This window comes from Psychroflexus longus (assembly GCF_020164595.1).
Lineage (GTDB): Bacteria > Bacteroidota > Bacteroidia > Flavobacteriales > Flavobacteriaceae > Psychroflexus > Psychroflexus longus.
This window is the reverse complement of sequence record NZ_JAIQZE010000010.1, coordinates 50,694-69,120: the sequence shown is the minus strand read 5'-3', so window position 1 is coordinate 69,120 and position 18,427 is coordinate 50,694. Positions and strand designations below refer to the sequence as shown.

Genomic DNA, 18,427 nt, shown 5'->3' with positions numbered 1-18,427 from the left:
TTATTTTAAAATTATTCTATTTCTTCTACCCAAATCTCACCTTCAGGTTCTTTAGGTTCAGCTGGGACAGTTCCTTGCAATGAAAGCACATAACTCGCTACCTGCTGTAATTCTGAAGGTTTGAAGTCATTTTTCCAAGACACCATGCCTTTTCCTGGTCGCCCACCTTCAAGTAAAGTTCTGTACACATTCTTAATTCCACCCCCAAGAATCCAATGTTCATCTGTTAGGTTAGGACCAATTCCTCCACCTGCATCAGCCTTGTGACAAGCTACGCAGTTGTTGGTGTAGATTTGCTTACCAGCTTCCAGATCTGATGGATCTGCCATAAGCGTTACTGTTTCCAGAGTAACCAAATCTTTGGCAGTTTCTTTATATCGAGCAATGTCTATTTCAGCTTGAGCCACCTCAGCTTTATATTCTTCAACTTGGGTGTAATCGTCAAACACATGGAATCTCACTAAGTAAATGGCTGCAAAAATTATACTCGCATAGAAGCTATAGATCCACCATGGTGGTAATTTATTGTCCAGCTCACGAATACCGTCATAGTCATGATCCAGCTCAATTTCACCTTCTTCTTCAATAGGTCTTGAACGAGTCAAAAGTTTTGGAAGGTTTTCAAATTTCGCCTTCAATTGATTTACTTGCTTATTTTCTAAGGCTAAAAATTTTTCTTGTTTCTCTTCTGAAAGTGACTTGAACAATGTAAATCTAAGTGCAGCAACAGAAACTTCAATAGCAATAGACACTAGAGCTATGACTCCTAAGAAAATTAAGGTTTTTGGATATGCTAACACGGCAAGCTGTCCTGGTTCTGTTTCAAAAAGAAGTTCAATTCCTCCCCAAGCTATTGCTACCAGCGCTATGATTCTAAATATAGATGCTAGGTTTCTCATAATTGATGGTCGTTTTTAGATTCCAATGGTATTTGACTTACTTCTTCCACGTAGTCTTTCTTGGCGGTAAACACCCACCAGAAAAGCACAACAAAAAAGATGAAGAAAATAAGCAGAGAAATGATGGGATAGATCTCTATCCCTTGTATCGTTTCCATATGTCCTTTTATAAATTTCAACATAGTTCAAGGATTTAATTAGAAGTTGTGACTTCTTGGTTAGTCTTTATTTTAATATCAGTTCCCAGTCTTTGCAGGTATGCAATAAGAGCAACAATCTCTCTGTTTTTCATTTCAACAAAATCGAGATTATTTTCTTCCGCATAAGCTTTATCAGCTTCATATGCTTTTACAAAATCCGGATCGTTATACAAGTTAGATTGAATCTCCTCTCCCTGTGCAAGCATTGAAGCCTGAGCATTTTCTATTTCTTCATCAGAGTATGGAACTCCAAGATCTGCCATAGTTTGTAATTTATCTTCAGTGTTTGATTTATCAAGCTCATTCTTGATTAACCACTGGTAACTTGGCATGATAGATCCCGAAGAGGTACTTTGCGGATCGTACATATGGTTAAAGTGCCAGTTGTCAGAATATTTTCCTCCAACTCTCAGTAAGTCTGGACCTGTTCGTTTACTTCCCCATAGGAATGGTCTATCGTAAACAAATTCTCCAGCTTTGGCATATTCACCATAACGTTCTACTTCACTTCTGAAAGGTCTCACCATCTGGGAGTGACATCCCACACAACCTTCTCGAATGTATAGGTCACGACCCTCAAGTTCTAATGGGGTATAGGGTTTCACAGTAGAAATTGTTGGTATATTAGATTTTACCAATAAGGTGGGAATGATCTGAACTATACCACCTATAAGAATGGCGATTGTTGCCAAGATAGTTAATTGGATAGGCTTTCTTTCCAACCAAGTATGGAATTTCTCTCCTCTTTTTCTTCTACCACCGCGGCTTAAAGCAGCTGCTTCTGCAAGTTCATCCTCAACGCTTGAACCTGCTTTTGCTGTTCTAATGACGTTGTAAATCATTACAAAAGTACCTATGATATAAAGACTACCTCCGATAGCTCTCATCCAATACATCGGCATAATTTCAGTAACAGTTTCTAAGAAGTTACCGTAAAACAAACTTCCATCTGGATTGAATTGTTTCCACATTGAAGCCTGTAAGAAACCGGCAACATACATTGGTAACGCGTACATGACAATACCTAGAGTACCCAGCCAAAAGTGTAAGTTAGCTAACCCAGTAGAAAATAATTTAGTCTTAAACAATCTAGGAACCAACCAATAAACCATACCAAAAGTCAGGAATCCGTTCCATGCTAAGGCTCCAACGTGAACGTGAGCGATAATCCAGTCTGTAAAATGAGCGATAGCATTTACATTTTTAAGCGAAAGCATAGGTCCTTCAAAAGTAGCCATACCATAACCTGTAATAGCAACCACGAAGAATTTAAGAACAGGATCTGTCCTTACTTTATCCCATGCACCTCGAAGGGTAAGAAGACCATTAATCATTCCACCCCAGGATGGCATCAATAACATAATAGAAAAGGTAACACCTAAATTTTGAGCCCAGTCTGGCAATGCAGTGTATAGCAAGTGGTGTGGACCAGCCCAGATGTAGATAAAGATCAAAGACCAGAAGTGAATGATCGATAATTTATAAGAATAAACAGGTCTGTTCGCTGCTTTAGGTACAAAATAATACATCAAACCTAAGAATGGGGTAGTCAAGAAAAACGCAACCGCGTTGTGTCCATACCACCATTGTACCAAAGCATCCTGAACACCAGCGTAAGCAGAATAACTTTTAAACAGGTTAACAGGCAAGGCCAAACTATTGAAAATATGAAGCACGGCAACGGTAACGAATGTGGCTAAGTAAAACCAAATGGCTACATATAAGTGACGTTGACGTCTTTTGAGGATTGTACCGATAAGATTCCATCCAAAAACAACCCAAACAATGGCTATCATAATATCGATAGGCCATTCTAATTCAGCGTATTCTTTTGAGCTTGAAAAACCTAAAGGTAATGTGATTGCTGCTGCAACGATGATTAATTGCCATCCCCAGAAGTTGATTTTACTTAAAGCATCACTAAACATTCTAGCTTTGAGTAATCTTTGAGTAGAGTAATATACCCCAGCAAAAATAGCATTACCAACAAATGCGAAAATCACAGCATTGGTGTGTAATGGTCTTAAACGACCGAAACTTAACCAAGAGATACCATCGGTTACGCTTGGAAAAATAAACATAAATGCCAATAATAGGCCAACAGACATTCCTACCACACCCCAAATAATTGTGGCATAAAGGAAGTTTTTTACGATTTTGTTATCGTAATGAAATTGCTGTAACTCCATAATTATGATTGTTTTTGTTGATTGGGCGAATTTTCTTTGTCTTTTACTTTAGCGTCATCGTCTTTAACTAATTCGTCATCGAATAGCATTCTTACCGATGGTGTATAATCATCATCAAATTGGCCTTTTTTAACTGAGAAAATAAAGAGCCCAAAAAACACAAGGGCTACAAGAATACTGATGGCAAGAAGTCCGTAAATGACATTCATAGTTTAATTTTTTTCAAAATTACGCGGGTAGTTCTCTTTAAAAAATGACCTTAGTCATGTTTACTTGGCTTTTCATTAAGAATTGGTTTGGAAATGTATTGTGTTGCCAATGTTGTAAAAATGACGATTGAAATTGAGCTTAAAGGCATGAGTATTGCAGCAATAACAGGCTGTAGCTGACCTGTCAAGGCGAAATAGAGACCAATGACGTTATAGAGGAATGAGAATGCAAAACTGAGTTTAATGATTTTGATTCCTTTTTTTGTAATGCCAACATACTTATCAAGTTTATAAAATTCAGAAGCATCCATTATCGCATCGCAGGCAGGAGAGAAAACATTTACATCTTCTGAAATGGCAATACCTATATCAGCTTGCTTAAGTGCTCCAGCATCGTTTAAACCATCTCCAACCATGGCGACATTTTTGTTTTCAGATTGAATTTTTTCAATCAAACGCATTTTGGAGTCAGGCTTTTGATTAAAAAACATTTGGGTAGTTTTGGGTAACATCTTGGTAAGCACTGGCTTTTCTCCTTCGTTATCTCCAGAAAGAATAATCAGTTTATAATGCGAGTCCAAAGACCGGAAAAGTGGCTCTACTCCTTTTCTGTAAATCGTATCAAATTCAAACTTGCCTAAGTAAGTCTCATCCTTACTGATGTGAACGGCAGTTGACAAACTCGGATCCTCCACATGATCCGAAACAAATTTTGCAGAACCCAACTTGTAGGTGTGGTCATTGTAAGATGAAATAATCCCCTCTCCGAGGTGTTCTTCGAAAGATTCTGAATCTTGAATATTCTGACTGCTTAAAAAGGAATACAACTCTCTACTCAAAGGATGATTGGAGTTTCTGAAGGAGTTTTTCAATACCATCTTGTCATCCTCGCTTAGAGTCAGGCCAGAATAGGAAATATCACTTTTTTTATTTGTTGTTAGTGTTCCTGTTTTGTCAAAAACAAACACATCTAGGCCTGCCATTTGCTCCAGGACGTTTGTGTTTTTGAGATAAAACCCATTCTTCCCGAAGATCCTCAACAAGTTACCCATTGCAAAGGGTGTCGCCAAAGCAATAGCACAAGGACATGCAATAATGAGCACCGCTGTAAATACATTTAAGGCAAGACTGGCATCGTAAAACAGCCAGAAAAGCAAGCCTGAAAAAGCTATAGAAAGAACTGCTACTGTAAATTTCTTACTGATCTTATCAATAAGACTTTGAAATTTTGGATTGTAATCTTTTTGAAAAACATCATTGCTCCATAATTGGGTCAGGTAGCTTTGTTCAACCGACTTTTCGGCAACAATTTCTACAGCGCTTCCACTCTGCTTTCCTCCTGCATAAACTTTATCGCCAGATACTTTTTTTACAAGTTTAGCTTCGCCAGTAACAAAGCTATAGTCGATTTCTGCAGTAGCGGACATCAGGACTCCATCTACAGGAAGCAGTTCCTGATTTCTGATGAGTAACCTATCTCCTCTTTCTATTTCGTAAACCTGCGTGTTTTCTTCTTTTCCTTCTGAATTTATTTTCGTTACCGCTATTGGGAAATAGGATTTATAATCCCTTTCGAAGGACATAAATTTATACGTCTTCTGTTGCACGATTTTACCTAAAAGCAGAAAGAATACTAAACCCGTAAGACTATCGAAAAATCCAGATCCTAAATTGAAAAGAATATCAACGGTACTTCTCAAGAACAAAACGGTAATTCCTAGAGCGATGGGAATATCAATATTTAGAATTTTACTTCTCAAACCCTTGATGGCCGACTTGAAATAATCTTGTCCAGCGTAGATAACCACCGGCAAACTGAAGAAAAACATGAGCCATCTAAAAACTGGCTTATACTGCTCCAACCAATATTCAGATACTTCAAAGTATTCTGGAAAACTCAGAAACATTACATTACCAAAAGCAAAGCCGGCAACCCCAATTTTGTAAACGAGACTTCTATCCAAATTTTGCTTGGCTTGTCCGTAATTTTCAAGACTGATATAAGGTTCGTAGCCAATTCTCGACATCAACTCGACCAATGACTTCAGAGAAAATTCTTCTGTATTGTAAGTTATCGTAACTTTTTTCTTGGGAAAGTCAACTTGAGAAGAAACGACGTGTTTATTTAATTTATGAAGATTTTCGAGAACCCAAATGCATGAGCTACAGTGAATATGAGGGATATAAAGAGTAACAATTTCAGTAGAATCTTCCTGAAAATCAATGAGCTTATTTACGATATCTTCCTTTTCAAGATAATCAAATTTACCATTGATTTCATTTGGAGTTGCCCCAGGATTTTGCTCTAAATCATAGTAGCAAGTCAAGTCATTTTCAGAAAAGATCTCAAAAACAGTTTTACAACCATTACAACAAAAGACTTTATCATCGTGATAAACCTTGGTTGAACAGTCATCACCACAGTGAAAACACTTATCCTTTGACATAAAATTAAATTAGGATACAAAAATCTCACAATAGCCTGTTACTAAAAATGATATGTATCAGCTCTAGTGATATTGGAGGAATAAGTTTATATCTTTGCTGTAGATAAAGATGAAAATTATGAAAACTCTATTTTCTACTGTTTTATATTTATTAATATTAAGTAGTGCACATAGTCAAGTCTGGCTTGACAACACCTGCCCAATTGAAATAGAAATTTCAAATGAAGATTATACCTCTTCAAAATCCAATAATCTGTTGACGCTAATCATTGATCAGGAGGGAAAGTTATTGATGAATGGTATCAAAAAAGAAGGAATTTCTGAAATTAAATTAAAAGAAACGGTTTATGATTTTATAACTAATCCTAATAAGGAAAAAACTAAAGCTGACTCTTCAAAACAAGCTATCATTGCGTTAGGATCTTATGGAGAACACGATTCTTACGATTTGATTTTAACCTATGTAAGAGAAGTTTATTTGTATGCCTGGGATACGACTGCTGAGGAAAAGTATGAAACGTTTTACGCCAATTTGGATTGTAAGAAAAGAAAGAAGATCAGAAATGGGAACTTCCCTTACAATGTCATAGAACTAAACTCTGAAGAGGATACAAAAAAACCGAGTTTCTCACCTGGCGTTCCTACATTTTCTGGGGATGTTATTGATAATTAGATTTCAAGATCGATAATCTGAATTATATGTTTTTTATCTGATTTGATTTCTAAATGAAGTGAAATAGTTTCCTTGTTATTTATAATTACAAGTTCTCCGTGATTTACATAAGTAAATCCAGTCTCTTCACAATCACAGATTTTACCAAACACTACCTTCTGATTGTTTAGACTATGATTTTTGGAATGAATTTCTCTAAATCTTGATGGGATTTGAAGATAGATTTCTTCAATATATTCTTTTCTCTTGGAGTCTTTGTATTTGATAAAAATAACTTGAAAATCTTTGTCCTCTTCAAAAGATACATCTGAGATTTCTGATGATTCTTTTTGAAGTAATAGTTTAGTTTCTTTAAAAACTTGAACTTCACAATCCCCATTCCCAGGACAATTCTGCAAAACAGGCAAATCAGTTTGAGAACTTTTACAGCCCGTGAGTACAAGCAGTAATAAAAGACTCTTATATATCATCTAAATTATTTTGTTACAAATAAAAGCATACTCCTTATGATCAAGTATCGTATAAAGATTTATTTATCAGTTTTTAGGTTTGAAACTACGTAACAATAACTTTTGTTTAACTTCAATCTTATTTCATTAAACAATAAAATATTTACTTTTGGATCATGATATATGAAATCAACACTAAACAGAAATTACCCATTACAAAACTAGAAACTTGGGAATTTCTTTCAGATCCTAAAAATTTACAAGAAATTATGCCGGATGACATGGGGTTTGAAATATTATCTGGCGCGGATAGAAAAATGTTTACTGGACAATTGCTACAATATAATGTAACTCCTCTGCCAGGTTTCAATACAAAATGGGTGACTGAAATTACACATGTGGAAAAACCTAACTATTTTGTAGACATTCAGCTATATGGGCCATATGCGTTGTGGCATCACAAGCATTTTATCAATGAAATTGAAGGTGGCGTAGAGGTTGAGGATTTAGTCCACTATAAATTACCACTCGGAGTTTTGGGTAGATTAATGCACCCACTAGTTGTTAAGCCAAAATTGAATAAAATTTTTAGAGCCAGAGAGGCTAAAATGATTGAAAAATTTGGTCATTTTGAAAATCAAAATAAATAGATAATTATGAAAAAGAATATTTTACTTATTGGTGGATCCAAAGGAATAGGTTTGGAAATCGTAAAAGAGTTAAGTGCAGAACACAATATAATAGTGGCATCAAGATCTGATGAAAATTTATCAGACTATGATGTGACTTATCATAAGTTTGACGCATTAACAGATGACATTTCAGAATTGGATTTACCAGACACTTTAGATGGTTTAGTATACTGCCCGGGAAGTATCAATTTGAAGCCTTTCAAAATGATGAAACCTGAAGTCTTTGAAGATGATTTTCAATTGAATTTTATGAGTTTGGTAAAAGTTACTCATGGTTTGCTATCCAAGTTGAAAAATTCTAAACAAGCTAGTATTGTATACTTTAGTACTGTTGCAGTACAAACTGGAATGCCATTTCACACCAGTGTTGCGGCAGCGAAAGGTGCTATAGAAGGTTTTGCTAGATCACTAGCAGCAGAGTACGCACCTTCATTTAGAGTGAATGTAATTGCCCCATCTCTTGTTAATTCACAATTGGCTGGTAAATTGCTAAACAACGATAAAAAGAAAGAAAAAATGGATGAAAGACACCCACTTAAGCGTGTAGGTGAACCTTCTGATATCGGAAAAATAGCAAGTTTCTTACTATCCGAAGATTCTACATGGATTACAGGCCAAGTTCTTGGAGTAGATGGTGGAATGGGAAGTCTTAATGTAAGTTAGATTTCAGCTAAAATTTTTAAAATCTTCTTGTAAGTCGGTTAACTTACAAGAAGATTTTTTACGTTTAAGAAAGTAATTTAAATTTCTAATAAAATGAGTGATAAAGTAAGAGTGTTTTGGTTTAGAAGAGATATGCGTTTTGAGGATAATGTCGGGCTATATCATGCGCTTTCAGGTGAATTTCCTGTGCTTCCTTTATTTATATTTGACAAGCATATTCTGGACGAGCTCCCAAAAAACGATGCTCGCGTTACTTTTATTCACGATGAATTACAAAAAATGCGCTCTTATCTTCAGGAGCATCACGATTCTTCTATTGCCACTTACCATGATACTCCAGAAAATGCAATTAAACAGCTTATTGAAGATTTTGAAGTTGAAGCGATTTACACCAATAGAGACTACGAACCTTATGCTCAAAAACGAGACGCTGAAATTAATGCTCTGTTAGCTGAAAACGGTATAGAATTCCACGATTTTAAAGATCAAGTCATTTTTGAAAAAACTGAAGTCGAAAAAAATGATGGTGGGATGTACTTAGTATTCACGCCCTATATGAAGCAGTGGAAAAAAGAATTCGAAGATATCAATTTTAAAATCAATCCTTCTGAAGACTTACTAAATAACACTTATAAAAATACAAGATTACCCAATTTTTCCTTGTCTGACATGGGATTTGAGAAGTCTTCCATAAAAGTTCCAGACCATAATTTTGATAAAGACTTATTAAGAGATTATGACGATACCAGAAACATTCCTTCTATAGAGGGTACTTCAAGGTTAAGTCCTTATTTAAGGTTCGGCACCATCGGTTACAGAAAAATTGTGAAAAAGGCATTATCTGTTGAGAATAAAGCATTTTTGGATGAGTTGATCTGGAGAGAATTTTATAAAGCCATTCTATATCATTATCCGGAAACACAGGATAGAGCCTTCAAGCCCAAATACGACAGAATTGAATGGAGAAATAACGAAGAAGAGTTTGAAAAATGGAAAACAGGACAAACGGGTTATCCCATCGTGGATGCAGGAATGCGTCAACTCAATAAAACTGGATGGATGCATAATCGTTTGAGAATGGTTGTTGGAAGTTTTCTTTGTAAACATTTGTTGATTGATTGGCGCTGGGGTGAAGCCTACTTTGCAAAAAAACTACTGGATTATGAAATGTCCTCCAATGTCGGAGGCTGGCAATGGGTCGCTGGTTCTGGCGTAGATGCAGCACCTTACTTCCGGGTTTTTAATCCCTATTCTCAAACTGACAGATTTGATAAGGATAAAAAATTCATCAAAAAATGGGTGCCAGAGTTTGAATCCGACGAATATCCTGAACCCATGGTTGAGCATAAAATGGCTAGAGAGCGTTGTCTGGAAACGTATAAAGACGCAGTAAAAAATTAAGAGAAAATAAAATGGTAAATGTAGTATGGCTGAAGAGAGATTTGAGATTGCAGGACCATGCACCATTACATAAGGCTTTACAAAACAGGCATCCAGTTCTGATTCTTTATGTGTTTGAGCCTATTCTTCTTAAAGATCCACATTATAGTGAAAGGCATTTTAGATTCATCAAAGAATCTTTAGCAGATCTTCAAAAAGAATTAGCTGGTTATCAATCTGAAGTATTAATTGTAAAATCATCAGCAGAAGAGGCATTTAAAAAGATACACGCACAACTGAAAATTAAAAGTGTTTTTTCTCATCAGGAGACTGGTTTGAATATTACTTTCCAAAGGGACAAAAGGTTAAAAAGCTTTTTTGATTCTCATAAAATCCAATGGAAAGAATTTATCAATAATGGTGTCATTAGGGGTTTGAGCAACCGAAGGACCTGGGTCAATTCATGGGAGAATTTCATGAATCAAGAGGTGATTCCATTTTCTGCAAATCAGGGTCAGCTTGTCGATTCCAAGACCATACAAAAGCTCAAAGGCCAATTTGAAACTGTAAATATTTCTGTAGAAAGAGATGCAAATTATCAAAAAGGAGGTCGAAAAACCGCTCTTCGTTATCTCAATAGTTTTCTGGAAGAACGCTATTCCAACTATCAAAATCACATTTCAAAACCACTTTTGGCCAGAAAATCCTGTAGTCGTTTATCGCCTTACATCGCCTGGGGAGTGCTATCCATAAGGGAAGTTATTCATGCTTCAATGGAAAAAGGAGAAAAAATTAAAAACAAGCAAGCTTTAAGTCAATTTCAATCTAGATTGAGATGGCAGGCACACTTCATACAGAAGTTTGAAATGGAATACAAAGCAGAATCACAAAATTTTAATTCTGCGTTTGATGTATTAAAGCATAAAAAAGATAATGTTTTAATTAAAGCCTGGAAAAAGGGTATGACAGGATTTCCGCTTGTGGATGCAAGTATGAGATGCTTGACTCAAACGGGATATCTTAATTTTAGAATGCGAGCTCTTCTGGTCTCATTTTTCACTCATTTATTATGGCAAAAGTGGCAGGATGCATCAGAACATTTAGCGAGTTTATTTTTAGATTTTGAGCCAGGCATTCATTATCCTCAACTGCAAATGCAAGCTGGAACTACAGGTATCCATACGTTAAGGATTTACAATCCGGTAAAAAATTCCTATAAACATGATCCTGATGGAGAGTTTATATTGAAATATGTCCCAGAATTGAATACGATCCCCATTGAATTTGTTCACGAACCTTGGAAATTAACTAGTATGGAACAAGAAATGTATGGATTCAAACTGGGTGAAGATTACCCAGAACCCGTGGTTGATTTAGAAAAATCTCGCCAACACGCCTCAGATTCTATCTGGAAAATTATTCAATCTGAAAGGTCAAAAATTGAAGGAAAGAAAATTCTGAAGCGACATACCATAAGAGGAAGTAGATAAATCTATCAATTTCCAGTTAAACAAGTGGATACTTTAAAACTTACACGAACGGTTATTAGACCCTCAATGAGTAAATCTAAGTCTTGCTTTTTCTAGATCTTGCGGCGTATCAATTCCGATACTTACTTCTTGTGTTTCCACCATTTTTATGGTTTTACCATTTTCCAAATAACGAATGCATTCGATTTTTTCTGCTGATTCCAATGGACTCATCGGCAGGTTATAAAAAGCCATCAGGGCATCTTTCCTGAAGGCGTAAATGCCCACATGTTTAAAATAATCGACCTGTAAGTCTTTGGCTCTGTGAAAAGGAATTGGTGACCTGGAAAAGTAAAGCGCAAAATTATTGAGGTCTGTAATCACTTTGACATGATTTGGATTCAAAATATCCTCTTCAGAGGTTAATTTTACTTTTAACGACGCTAAGTCTATGAGTCTGTCTTTATCTTCTTTGAAAACATTCAGTAGTTTACTTAAGGCCTTTTCATTAATGAAAGGTTCATCACCTTGAACATTGATAACAATATCAACATCCATATGTTGAACAGCTTCTGCAATGCGATCGCTGCCACACTCGTGTTCCTTTTTACTCATTATCACCTTTCCACCTTCTTTTTCAATTTCAGAAAAAATGAGTTCAGAATCTGTAACAACGTAAACTTCATCAAACAATTCAGTTGATTTTGCGGCTTCGTAAGTTCGGGTAATTACCGTTTTCCCTGCTAAATCCTGCATCAACTTTCCAGGAAATCTGGAGGCTTCGTACCGAGCTGGAATCATTGCTATCACTTTGAAAGACTTAGACATAGTTTAAAGGTTTTATTAAAAGTTTACAATTGCTTTTCGCTGAAAAAATCATCTTTAAAACCGATGAGATAAAGTTTTTCTTTAGCTCGAGTACATGCGGTATATAACCACCTTAAATAATCTTTGGTAATACCATCTGGCAAATAAGGCTGTTCTACAAACACCGTGTCCCATTGTCCACCTTGGGATTTATGACAAGTGATCGCATAACTGAATTTGACCTGCAAAGCATTAAAAAATGGATTCTGTTTCACCTTCAAGAACTTCTTGTATTTGGAAGTAATGTCTTCATAGTCTTTCATCACTTCCTGATATAGCTGATTGGACTGCTCATAGGGCAAGGACGGAGAATTCAAATTTAATGTGTCCAACATAATCACCGTTTCAAAAGGTTTCATTTTAGGGTAATCTACCATTTGGACTTTTACTTCTGCAAACCTAAACCCGTAAAGTTCTTTGATTCCAAAAATTTCTAAAATTTCAACAATATCACCATTAGCAATAAAGCCTGCATCGCTTTTCGGTTTGACCCAGAAGTAATTATTTTTAACAACCATCAAAAAATCACCCGGAGCAATTTCATCTTCTCTCAGTAATATCCTACTCCGTATTTGCTCGTTATATAGATTAGCTCTTTTATTGGATCTTACAATGATGGCGGTTTCCTCATGACCAAGATTGTCATAAGCTTCATTGATAGCATCCAGGATTTCGTAGCCATCTACAAGTCTCACCATGTCAGCTTTATTAGACAACTCAAATTTGAAGCTTTCAAAATCTTCATTTTCAATGGTTTCCCGGATTTTGGTAGCATTTAATAAAATACTACTCTCGAGTTTTTGTCTTACAACCTCATCAAGCTCTACAGGAATTACATCCATTTGGTAATGAGTAGTTAAGGTTTTTTCATCTAATGCGGGACTCAGATTCGCTTTAACCGGAGGTAGCTGAGCAGTATCTCCGATAAAAATTAACTTACAATTTTCTCCAGAATAAACATATTCCATGAGGTCATCTAACACAGATCCACGGTTGAAAAGTTGATCTCCACTTGGGAAATCTGGAATCATTGAAGCCTCATCTACAATAAAAATTGTGTTTTTATGCTTATTAATTTGAGGAACAAACTCTATTCCTCCACCACTGGTACTTTTGGGCTGATATATTTTTCTGTGAATGGTTTGAGCGTATTGATTACTGTAGTTTGAGATGACTTTAGCAGCTCTACCTGTTGGTGCCGCCAAAATGACCTTCTTTTTTACCTTCCAGATGTTTTTGACAAGTGTTCCTATTATCGTTGTTTTACCTGTTCCCGCATAGCCTTTTAATAAAAAAATGCGGTCTACTGAAGTTTCCAAAACAAACTTGGACAACAATTGTAAAGTAAGATCTTGCTTTGGTGTTGGAAGGTGTCCAAAATCGGTTTTGAGGGCTTCGTAAAACTCTTGATTGTTCATAAAGTAAGATACAATTCGTAAATTTCAAATATAAGCACGATTTTTTGGTAGTAAACTTTTGTGATTGAAAAAAAGTTGTAGTTTTGTTTAAATCAAAAATTCTTAATTTTAAGTTATGAAGATTGTAATACAGATTGTTTTATGGGTTGTTATCGGAGTGCTAGGTTACTTCACTTATAACGCGGTTTACGGACCTGTCGAATTCAATAAAATAAGAGACAGAAGATACGTAGATATTGTTGAAAAAATGAAAGACATCCGTGATGTGGAGTTAGCTCACAGAGAAATCATAGGTAACTTTGTTGGAAATTTCGATGATATGATTAAATTCATTGACACTGCTGAATATGTTATTACGCAAAGAAGAGATACTACTTTTCTTGACGAAGAATACCTTAAAACCTACGGAGTAGACAGATATATTCAAGACGTAGTGATTGATACTTTAGGGTTTGCAGCTGTTAAAGATTCCATATTTGGTCAATCAGACAGATATAAGCAAATAATGTATATACCACATACAGACAAGAAGACTTTCAAAATTGATGCGGGATTTATAGAAGAAGATGGAAATAAAATTCCTGTTTTCGAAGTGAGTGCACCAAAAGACTTGATTCTTGCAGACCAAGATAGAGATTTGGTGATCCAAGAAAAGCAAATAAAATCTGTTGATGGTGTTGATGGAGATGCTATTAAAGTAGGATCTATGAGACAAGTTAATACAAATGGTAATTGGCCAAAAAACTTTGGTGACAATTAATGAGTGTATACACAACACATATTCATAATAGACTATCCATCTTAATTTTACAAGATGGATTTTCTTTTTTAGTACTTAACGAATATCAAACTCCACTGGTTTTTGAACATTTTAAACTGGAAGCAACTTCATCTGTATCCGAACTTTTTAAGCTTTTAAGATCAAAAATCAATTCTCAGTTCTTAAGCTATTATGCAATTAAAGAACTTGAAATCATTTATGGAAATCCTCAATTCTGCATCGTTCCCCAGGAATATTTTGAAGAGTCTCATCTGCCTCACTATTTAAAATATAGTTCAAAACTTATAGAAGGTGATGATTTCTCTTATGATGAAATTAAGTCTATACATGGGAATACAGTTTATATTCCCTACATCAATATCAACAACTATTTGTTCGAAGAATTTGGAAGCTTTAAATTCACTCATATAGTTTCAGGTTTGGTTGAGGATGGGTTTAATGAAAGTTCAGTTTCAGCAGAATATTTGAAAATTCATGTATCCAGAAATCAGTTCTATCTGGCGGCGTTTAAAAATCAAAAATTACAACTTGCAAATGCCTTTTTCTTTGAAACAGCAGAAGATTTTGCCTACTATGTGTTGTTCTCTATTGAAGAATTGAATTTCAATAGAGAAGATTTGATTATTGATTTCACAGGAAATTTTTATAATTCTGAAGACAATAAAGCTTTCTCAATACTTTCAACCTATATCCGGCATATGCACTTCAAAAACAAGGAAGATTTATCTGGTTTTGAATATAAAGAAGGATTTCACGAGCATTTTAATCTAATATAACATATGAGAATTGTATCTGGCAGTCTTAAGGGACGAAGAATTATAGCTCCCAAGAAACTTCCTGTAAGGCCAACTACAGACATGGCCAAGGAAGGTTTATTTAACATTCTGAATAACAGATTGCACTTTAGAGATTTAGAAGTAATTGACCTTTTTGCAGGGATAGGAAGTATTTCTTTTGAATTTATTTCAAGAGGAACTCAACGCATTACTGCTGTGGATTCAAATTATGACTGCATTAAATTTTTGACCAAAACTTCTGAAGAATTAGATTTGAATTTAAACATTATAAAAAGTGATGTTTTTGATTTTTTAGAGAAAACACCTCAGAAAGCAGATCTTATTTTTGCAGATCCTCCTTATGGAATTCCTCTGGAAGAATTTGAAAGGATTGAAAATACTATAAGAGAACGTAAACTTTTGAATGAGGATGGTTTGCTCATTATTGAACACTCAAAACATACAAAGCTGGAACATATCGATACCTTTTCTGAACAAAGAAGATATGGAAATTCTGTGTTTAGCTTTTTTAAAATCTAGCTCCAGGTATTTTTTTTAAGTGAGATCTTTTCTGAAAAGAAATTCCAAAAGAGATTAATTACCTTTGTAAAAATTCAAGCATGAAAAGTTTTTTGCCTTCAGAACTGGAAACTAAAAACGTTTACGGACTTCTTTCTGGTTCTGTAGGACCTAGACCTATTGCTTTTGTGAGCAGCGTCGATAAGAATGGGAAACCTAATTTATCTCCCTACAGTTTTTTCAACGTTTTTAGCGCTAAGCCACCTATTTTAATATTTTCACCCGTGAGGCGCGTTAGGGATAATTCCATAAAGCATACCTTGGAAAATTCAATGGAGGCAAAAGAAGTAGTCATCAATGTTGTCAATTGGGATATGGTTCAGCAAGTCTCACTCTCAAGTACAGAATACGCTCAAGGTATAAATGAATTTGAAAAGGCTGGCTTTACAATGCTAGAATCGGATTTAGTGAAACCACCAAGAGTAAAAGAATCTCCGGTACAATATGAGTGTATGGTCAATGACATTATCTCACTTGGAGAAGAAGGCGGTGCAGGAAATCTTGTAGTTGCCGAGGTGGTTAAAATTCACGTTAGAGAAGATTTACTGGATGAAGGTTTGCACATCGATCAACATAAAATAGACTTAGTGTCCAGAATGGGTGGTAACTGGTATTCCAGAGCAAATGAAGGCATGTTTGAAGTTGAAAAGCCTATACATAAAACTGGAATTGGTGTTGACCAATTACCGAAATCTGTGAGGCTAAGTAAAATTCTAACAGGAAACGATTTGGGGAAACTTGGAAATATTGAAGAATTACCTGACAAAGTTTTAATTCAAAAATTTATTTCTGAAAATGATTTAGAACATTTTATAGAAGAAAGCACTGATGAGCGCATACATGTGATCGCTCAGGAATATATAGAAAAAAATGAGCTTGAAAAAGCTTTAAATATTTTACTCGCAAAACAATAATTATGGAAGTACAAGGAAAAATTAAAGTCTTAGGAGAAACCAAAGAATTTGGAAGTAATGGTTTCAGAAAACGAGAGATGGTTGTAACCACAGAAGAACAATACCCTCAACATATTCTTATTGAATTTGTTCAGGATAAAACCAACTTATTAGATAATTTCAATGTTGGACAAAACGTGAAAGTAGGGATTAATTTAAGAGGTCGTGAGTGGGTAAGTCCACAAGGAGAAACCAAATACTTCAACTCTTTAAATGGTTGGAGAATTGAGAACTTGGAGCAAAGTAATTCAGCTGGAGCTCCTCCAGTGCCACCGTCGGATCAATTTGAACCTGTACAGGACCTGAATGATGATGACGAGGATGATTTGCCATTTTAACTCGTATTCAATAACAAATACTTACAGCTCTAGACGTTTATCTAGAGCTTTTTTTATTTTTACTTCAGAATTTTTGAAATAACCATTATCTGTTGATCGCTAAACTCGAACTCTTTTTTGCAAAAGTACTCCCCTCACCTTTTACCTTGAGTATTGGACTTACTTTGCTTACTCTTGTTTTAGCTTTTGTCTTCGGCGATTTCTCTGGTGACCATTCCCAAGTAGTTTCCACATTACAAGCCTGGCAATCTGGAATATGGAATCAAGATCTATTGGTTTTTGGCTACCAAATGATGCTAATTTTAGTTCTTGGTCATGTTTTTGTTTTAAGTAGTCCTGTAAATAAACTTCTTGAATTAATAACAAAAGGCGTAACAGACACCAAAACTGCCATCGTCATAGTAAGCGTAAGCACCATGCTAATGGGATTTTTCAACTGGGGTTTAGGGTTGATTTTTGGAGCCATACTCGCCAGAAAAATTGGCGAGAAATCCGCAAAAGAAAACCTGGACATCAACTATCCGCTCATTGGCGCTTTAGGTTATTCTGGAATGATGGTTTGGCATGGCGGCATATCTGGCTCAGCTCCTTTGAAGGCTTCAGAAAATGGTCATCTACATTCTATTATCAGTGATATTCCTGCTGGTTTTCCTTCAGAACTATCTACTTCTGAAACTATCTTTAGCTGGAGCAACATCATCATATTTGTCGTAATTCTTTTAGTAGTTCCATTAATTTTCAGATGCATAAAGCATAGATCCTCTTCCAGGTTTGATGTCTCTAATCTCTTAAGTGAAGTAGGATCAAATTCAGAAGAAAAAACAGCGCATCCTCTGGAGAACAACAGGCTTTTACCTTTAATTTTTGGAGGATTGATTAGTTTATGCTTTTTCGTGGTGTATCATGAGAATCTGCTAAAACTCAATATCACTCCCAATATGCTCAATTTCCTGATGCTTGGATTGGGGATTTTATTTCATAAATCCATCATTCGTTACCTGGATTCTCTTTCTGAAGCTATTAAAGGAGCTTCAGGGATTTTAATTCAATTTCCACTTTATTTTGGAATCATAGGGGTGATGAAGGAAAGTGGACTGGCCATAAACTTTGCCCAATTTTTTATTAGTATTTCTAATGAAACGACATTACCGATTTTTACATTCATCAGTTCTGGTATCGTAAATATTTTTGTCCCCAGCGGTGGTGGGCAGTGGGCAATACAAGGACCTATTGCCTTGCAATCTGCTACAGAACTTGGCGTGCAACTCCCCAAAATTATCATGGCCTTGAGTTATGGTGACCAGATTACAAATATGCTCCAGCCTTTTTGGGCTTTACCGCTTCTTGCCATAACCAAGTTAAAAGCAAGTGATATTTTCCCATTCACTTTTATATTATTTATAGTTGGGAGTCTTATTTTTATAACAGGATTACTTATTTTTTGA

Annotated in this window: 19 protein-coding genes; 11 read left to right on the top strand and 8 right to left on the bottom strand. The window is 35.5% G+C overall.

Annotation, left to right across the window (positions count from 1 at the left end; translation table 11 throughout):
- Window positions 1-11 precede the first annotated feature (11 nt).
- From LB452_RS09825 to LB452_RS09805, 5 genes are read right to left on the bottom strand one after another with little or no spacing between them, the layout of a single operon-like run.
- A complete protein-coding gene (locus tag LB452_RS09825) occupies window positions 12-899 on the bottom strand; it encodes a cbb3-type cytochrome c oxidase N-terminal domain-containing protein (protein WP_224461568.1) in 888 nt (295 codons plus the stop codon).
- The gene (locus LB452_RS09820; protein WP_224461567.1) at window positions 896-1,081 is read right to left on the bottom strand and encodes a CcoQ/FixQ family Cbb3-type cytochrome c oxidase assembly chaperone; all 186 of its coding nucleotides are present in this window, start codon (window positions 1,079-1,081) and stop codon (window positions 896-898) included. Before LB452_RS09820 ends, LB452_RS09825 begins: the two co-directional genes overlap by 4 nt.
- Window positions 1,082-1,092: 11 nt before the next feature.
- A complete protein-coding gene (gene ccoN, locus LB452_RS09815) occupies window positions 1,093-3,288 on the bottom strand; it encodes a cytochrome-c oxidase, cbb3-type subunit I (RefSeq protein ID WP_224461566.1) in 2,196 nt (731 codons plus the stop codon).
- Between the two features lie 2 nt (window positions 3,289-3,290).
- Window positions 3,291-3,497 (bottom strand): cbb3-type cytochrome oxidase assembly protein CcoS, encoded by a 207-nt coding sequence (gene ccoS, locus LB452_RS09810; protein WP_224461565.1) that lies wholly within the window; start codon window positions 3,495-3,497, stop codon window positions 3,291-3,293.
- A gap of 50 nt (window positions 3,498-3,547) precedes the next feature.
- The gene (locus tag LB452_RS09805; protein ID WP_224461564.1) at window positions 3,548-5,944 is read right to left on the bottom strand and encodes a heavy metal translocating P-type ATPase; all 2,397 of its coding nucleotides are present in this window, start codon (window positions 5,942-5,944) and stop codon (window positions 3,548-3,550) included.
- Window positions 5,945-6,062: 118 nt separating this feature from the next.
- On the opposite strand from LB452_RS09805, the gene LB452_RS09800 reads away from it, so the two are divergent.
- The gene (locus LB452_RS09800; RefSeq protein WP_224461563.1) at window positions 6,063-6,617 is read left to right on the top strand and encodes a hypothetical protein; all 555 of its coding nucleotides are present in this window, start codon (window positions 6,063-6,065) and stop codon (window positions 6,615-6,617) included.
- On the opposite strand, the gene LB452_RS09795 is transcribed toward LB452_RS09800, so the two are convergent.
- A complete protein-coding gene (locus LB452_RS09795) occupies window positions 6,614-7,087 on the bottom strand; it encodes a hypothetical protein (protein ID WP_224461562.1) in 474 nt (157 codons plus the stop codon). The two genes, LB452_RS09800 and LB452_RS09795, sit on opposite strands and share 4 nt — an antisense overlap.
- Before the next feature lie 155 nt (window positions 7,088-7,242).
- Here LB452_RS09795 and LB452_RS09790 point away from each other — a divergent pair, with 155 nt between their 5' ends.
- The 4 genes from LB452_RS09790 (at window position 7,243) to LB452_RS09775 (ending at window position 11,291) form a co-directional block, all read left to right on the top strand.
- A complete protein-coding gene (locus LB452_RS09790; protein ID WP_224461561.1) occupies window positions 7,243-7,716 on the top strand; it encodes an SRPBCC family protein in 474 nt (157 codons plus the stop codon).
- A 6-nt stretch (window positions 7,717-7,722) separates the two neighbouring features.
- The gene (locus LB452_RS09785) at window positions 7,723-8,421 is read left to right on the top strand and encodes an SDR family NAD(P)-dependent oxidoreductase (RefSeq protein ID WP_224461560.1); all 699 of its coding nucleotides are present in this window, start codon (window positions 7,723-7,725) and stop codon (window positions 8,419-8,421) included.
- 93 nt (window positions 8,422-8,514) lie between these two features.
- The gene (locus LB452_RS09780) at window positions 8,515-9,822 is read left to right on the top strand and encodes a cryptochrome/photolyase family protein (RefSeq protein WP_224461559.1); all 1,308 of its coding nucleotides are present in this window, start codon (window positions 8,515-8,517) and stop codon (window positions 9,820-9,822) included.
- Window positions 9,823-9,833: 11 nt separating this feature from the next.
- Window positions 9,834-11,291 carry an FAD-binding domain-containing protein gene (locus tag LB452_RS09775; RefSeq protein WP_224461558.1) on the top strand — a complete coding sequence of 486 codons (1,458 nt, stop codon included), beginning with the start codon at window positions 9,834-9,836 and terminating at the stop codon, window positions 11,289-11,291.
- 63 nt (window positions 11,292-11,354) lie between these two features.
- Here the strand turns inward: LB452_RS09775 and kdsB are convergent, their stop codons facing one another.
- Window positions 11,355-12,098: a 3-deoxy-manno-octulosonate cytidylyltransferase gene (gene kdsB, locus LB452_RS09770; RefSeq protein WP_224461557.1), complete on the bottom strand. Its 744-nt coding sequence runs from the start codon at window positions 12,096-12,098 to the stop codon at window positions 11,355-11,357.
- Window positions 12,099-12,121: 23 nt separating this feature from the next.
- A complete protein-coding gene (locus tag LB452_RS09765) occupies window positions 12,122-13,555 on the bottom strand; it encodes an ATP-dependent DNA helicase (RefSeq protein ID WP_224461556.1) in 1,434 nt (477 codons plus the stop codon).
- A 115-nt stretch (window positions 13,556-13,670) separates the two neighbouring features.
- Between LB452_RS09765 and LB452_RS09760 the strand changes: the two genes are divergently transcribed.
- From LB452_RS09760 to LB452_RS09735, 6 genes are all read left to right on the top strand, one after another.
- Window positions 13,671-14,315, top strand: a complete 645-nt coding sequence (locus LB452_RS09760) for a hypothetical protein (RefSeq protein ID WP_224461555.1) — start codon at window positions 13,671-13,673, stop codon at window positions 14,313-14,315.
- Window positions 14,315-15,112, top strand: coding sequence for a DUF3822 family protein (locus tag LB452_RS09755; RefSeq protein ID WP_224461554.1), 798 nt, complete (start codon window positions 14,315-14,317; stop codon window positions 15,110-15,112). The genes LB452_RS09760 and LB452_RS09755 overlap by 1 nt, the downstream gene beginning before the upstream one ends.
- Window positions 15,113-15,115: 3 nt before the next feature.
- Entirely contained in the window at window positions 15,116-15,652 is a 537-nt protein-coding gene (locus tag LB452_RS09750; RefSeq protein WP_224461553.1) for an RsmD family RNA methyltransferase, read from the top strand.
- Window positions 15,653-15,732: 80 nt separating this feature from the next.
- Window positions 15,733-16,605, top strand: a complete 873-nt coding sequence (locus tag LB452_RS09745; protein ID WP_224461552.1) for a flavin reductase family protein — start codon at window positions 15,733-15,735, stop codon at window positions 16,603-16,605.
- A gap of 2 nt (window positions 16,606-16,607) precedes the next feature.
- On the top strand, window positions 16,608-16,982 hold the full coding sequence (locus LB452_RS09740; RefSeq protein WP_224454503.1) for a DUF3127 domain-containing protein: 375 nt from the start codon (window positions 16,608-16,610) through the stop codon (window positions 16,980-16,982).
- A gap of 92 nt (window positions 16,983-17,074) precedes the next feature.
- Entirely contained in the window at window positions 17,075-18,427 is a 1,353-nt protein-coding gene (locus LB452_RS09735) for a short-chain fatty acid transporter (RefSeq protein WP_224461551.1), read from the top strand.

Coding starts and splice junctions, on each gene's coding strand:
- LB452_RS09825 (WP_224461568.1), bottom strand. CDS start 899: ATGAGAAACCTAGCATCTATATTTAGAATCATAGCGCTGGTAGCAATA.
- LB452_RS09820 (WP_224461567.1), bottom strand. CDS start 1,081: ATGTTGAAATTTATAAAAGGACATATGGAAACGATACAAGGGATAGAG.
- ccoN (WP_224461566.1), bottom strand. CDS start 3,288: ATGGAGTTACAGCAATTTCATTACGATAACAAAATCGTAAAAAACTTC.
- ccoS (WP_224461565.1), bottom strand. CDS start 3,497: ATGAATGTCATTTACGGACTTCTTGCCATCAGTATTCTTGTAGCCCTT.
- LB452_RS09805 (WP_224461564.1), bottom strand. CDS start 5,944: ATGTCAAAGGATAAGTGTTTTCACTGTGGTGATGACTGTTCAACCAAG.
- LB452_RS09800 (WP_224461563.1), top strand. CDS start 6,063: ATGAAAACTCTATTTTCTACTGTTTTATATTTATTAATATTAAGTAGT.
- LB452_RS09795 (WP_224461562.1), bottom strand. CDS start 7,087: ATGATATATAAGAGTCTTTTATTACTGCTTGTACTCACGGGCTGTAAA.
- LB452_RS09790 (WP_224461561.1), top strand. CDS start 7,243: ATGATATATGAAATCAACACTAAACAGAAATTACCCATTACAAAACTA.
- LB452_RS09785 (WP_224461560.1), top strand. CDS start 7,723: ATGAAAAAGAATATTTTACTTATTGGTGGATCCAAAGGAATAGGTTTG.
- LB452_RS09780 (WP_224461559.1), top strand. CDS start 8,515: ATGAGTGATAAAGTAAGAGTGTTTTGGTTTAGAAGAGATATGCGTTTT.
- LB452_RS09775 (WP_224461558.1), top strand. CDS start 9,834: ATGGTAAATGTAGTATGGCTGAAGAGAGATTTGAGATTGCAGGACCAT.
- kdsB (WP_224461557.1), bottom strand. CDS start 12,098: ATGTCTAAGTCTTTCAAAGTGATAGCAATGATTCCAGCTCGGTACGAA.
- LB452_RS09765 (WP_224461556.1), bottom strand. CDS start 13,555: ATGAACAATCAAGAGTTTTACGAAGCCCTCAAAACCGATTTTGGACAC.
- LB452_RS09760 (WP_224461555.1), top strand. CDS start 13,671: ATGAAGATTGTAATACAGATTGTTTTATGGGTTGTTATCGGAGTGCTA.
- LB452_RS09755 (WP_224461554.1), top strand. CDS start 14,315: ATGAGTGTATACACAACACATATTCATAATAGACTATCCATCTTAATT.
- LB452_RS09750 (WP_224461553.1), top strand. CDS start 15,116: ATGAGAATTGTATCTGGCAGTCTTAAGGGACGAAGAATTATAGCTCCC.
- LB452_RS09745 (WP_224461552.1), top strand. CDS start 15,733: ATGAAAAGTTTTTTGCCTTCAGAACTGGAAACTAAAAACGTTTACGGA.
- LB452_RS09740 (WP_224454503.1), top strand. CDS start 16,608: ATGGAAGTACAAGGAAAAATTAAAGTCTTAGGAGAAACCAAAGAATTT.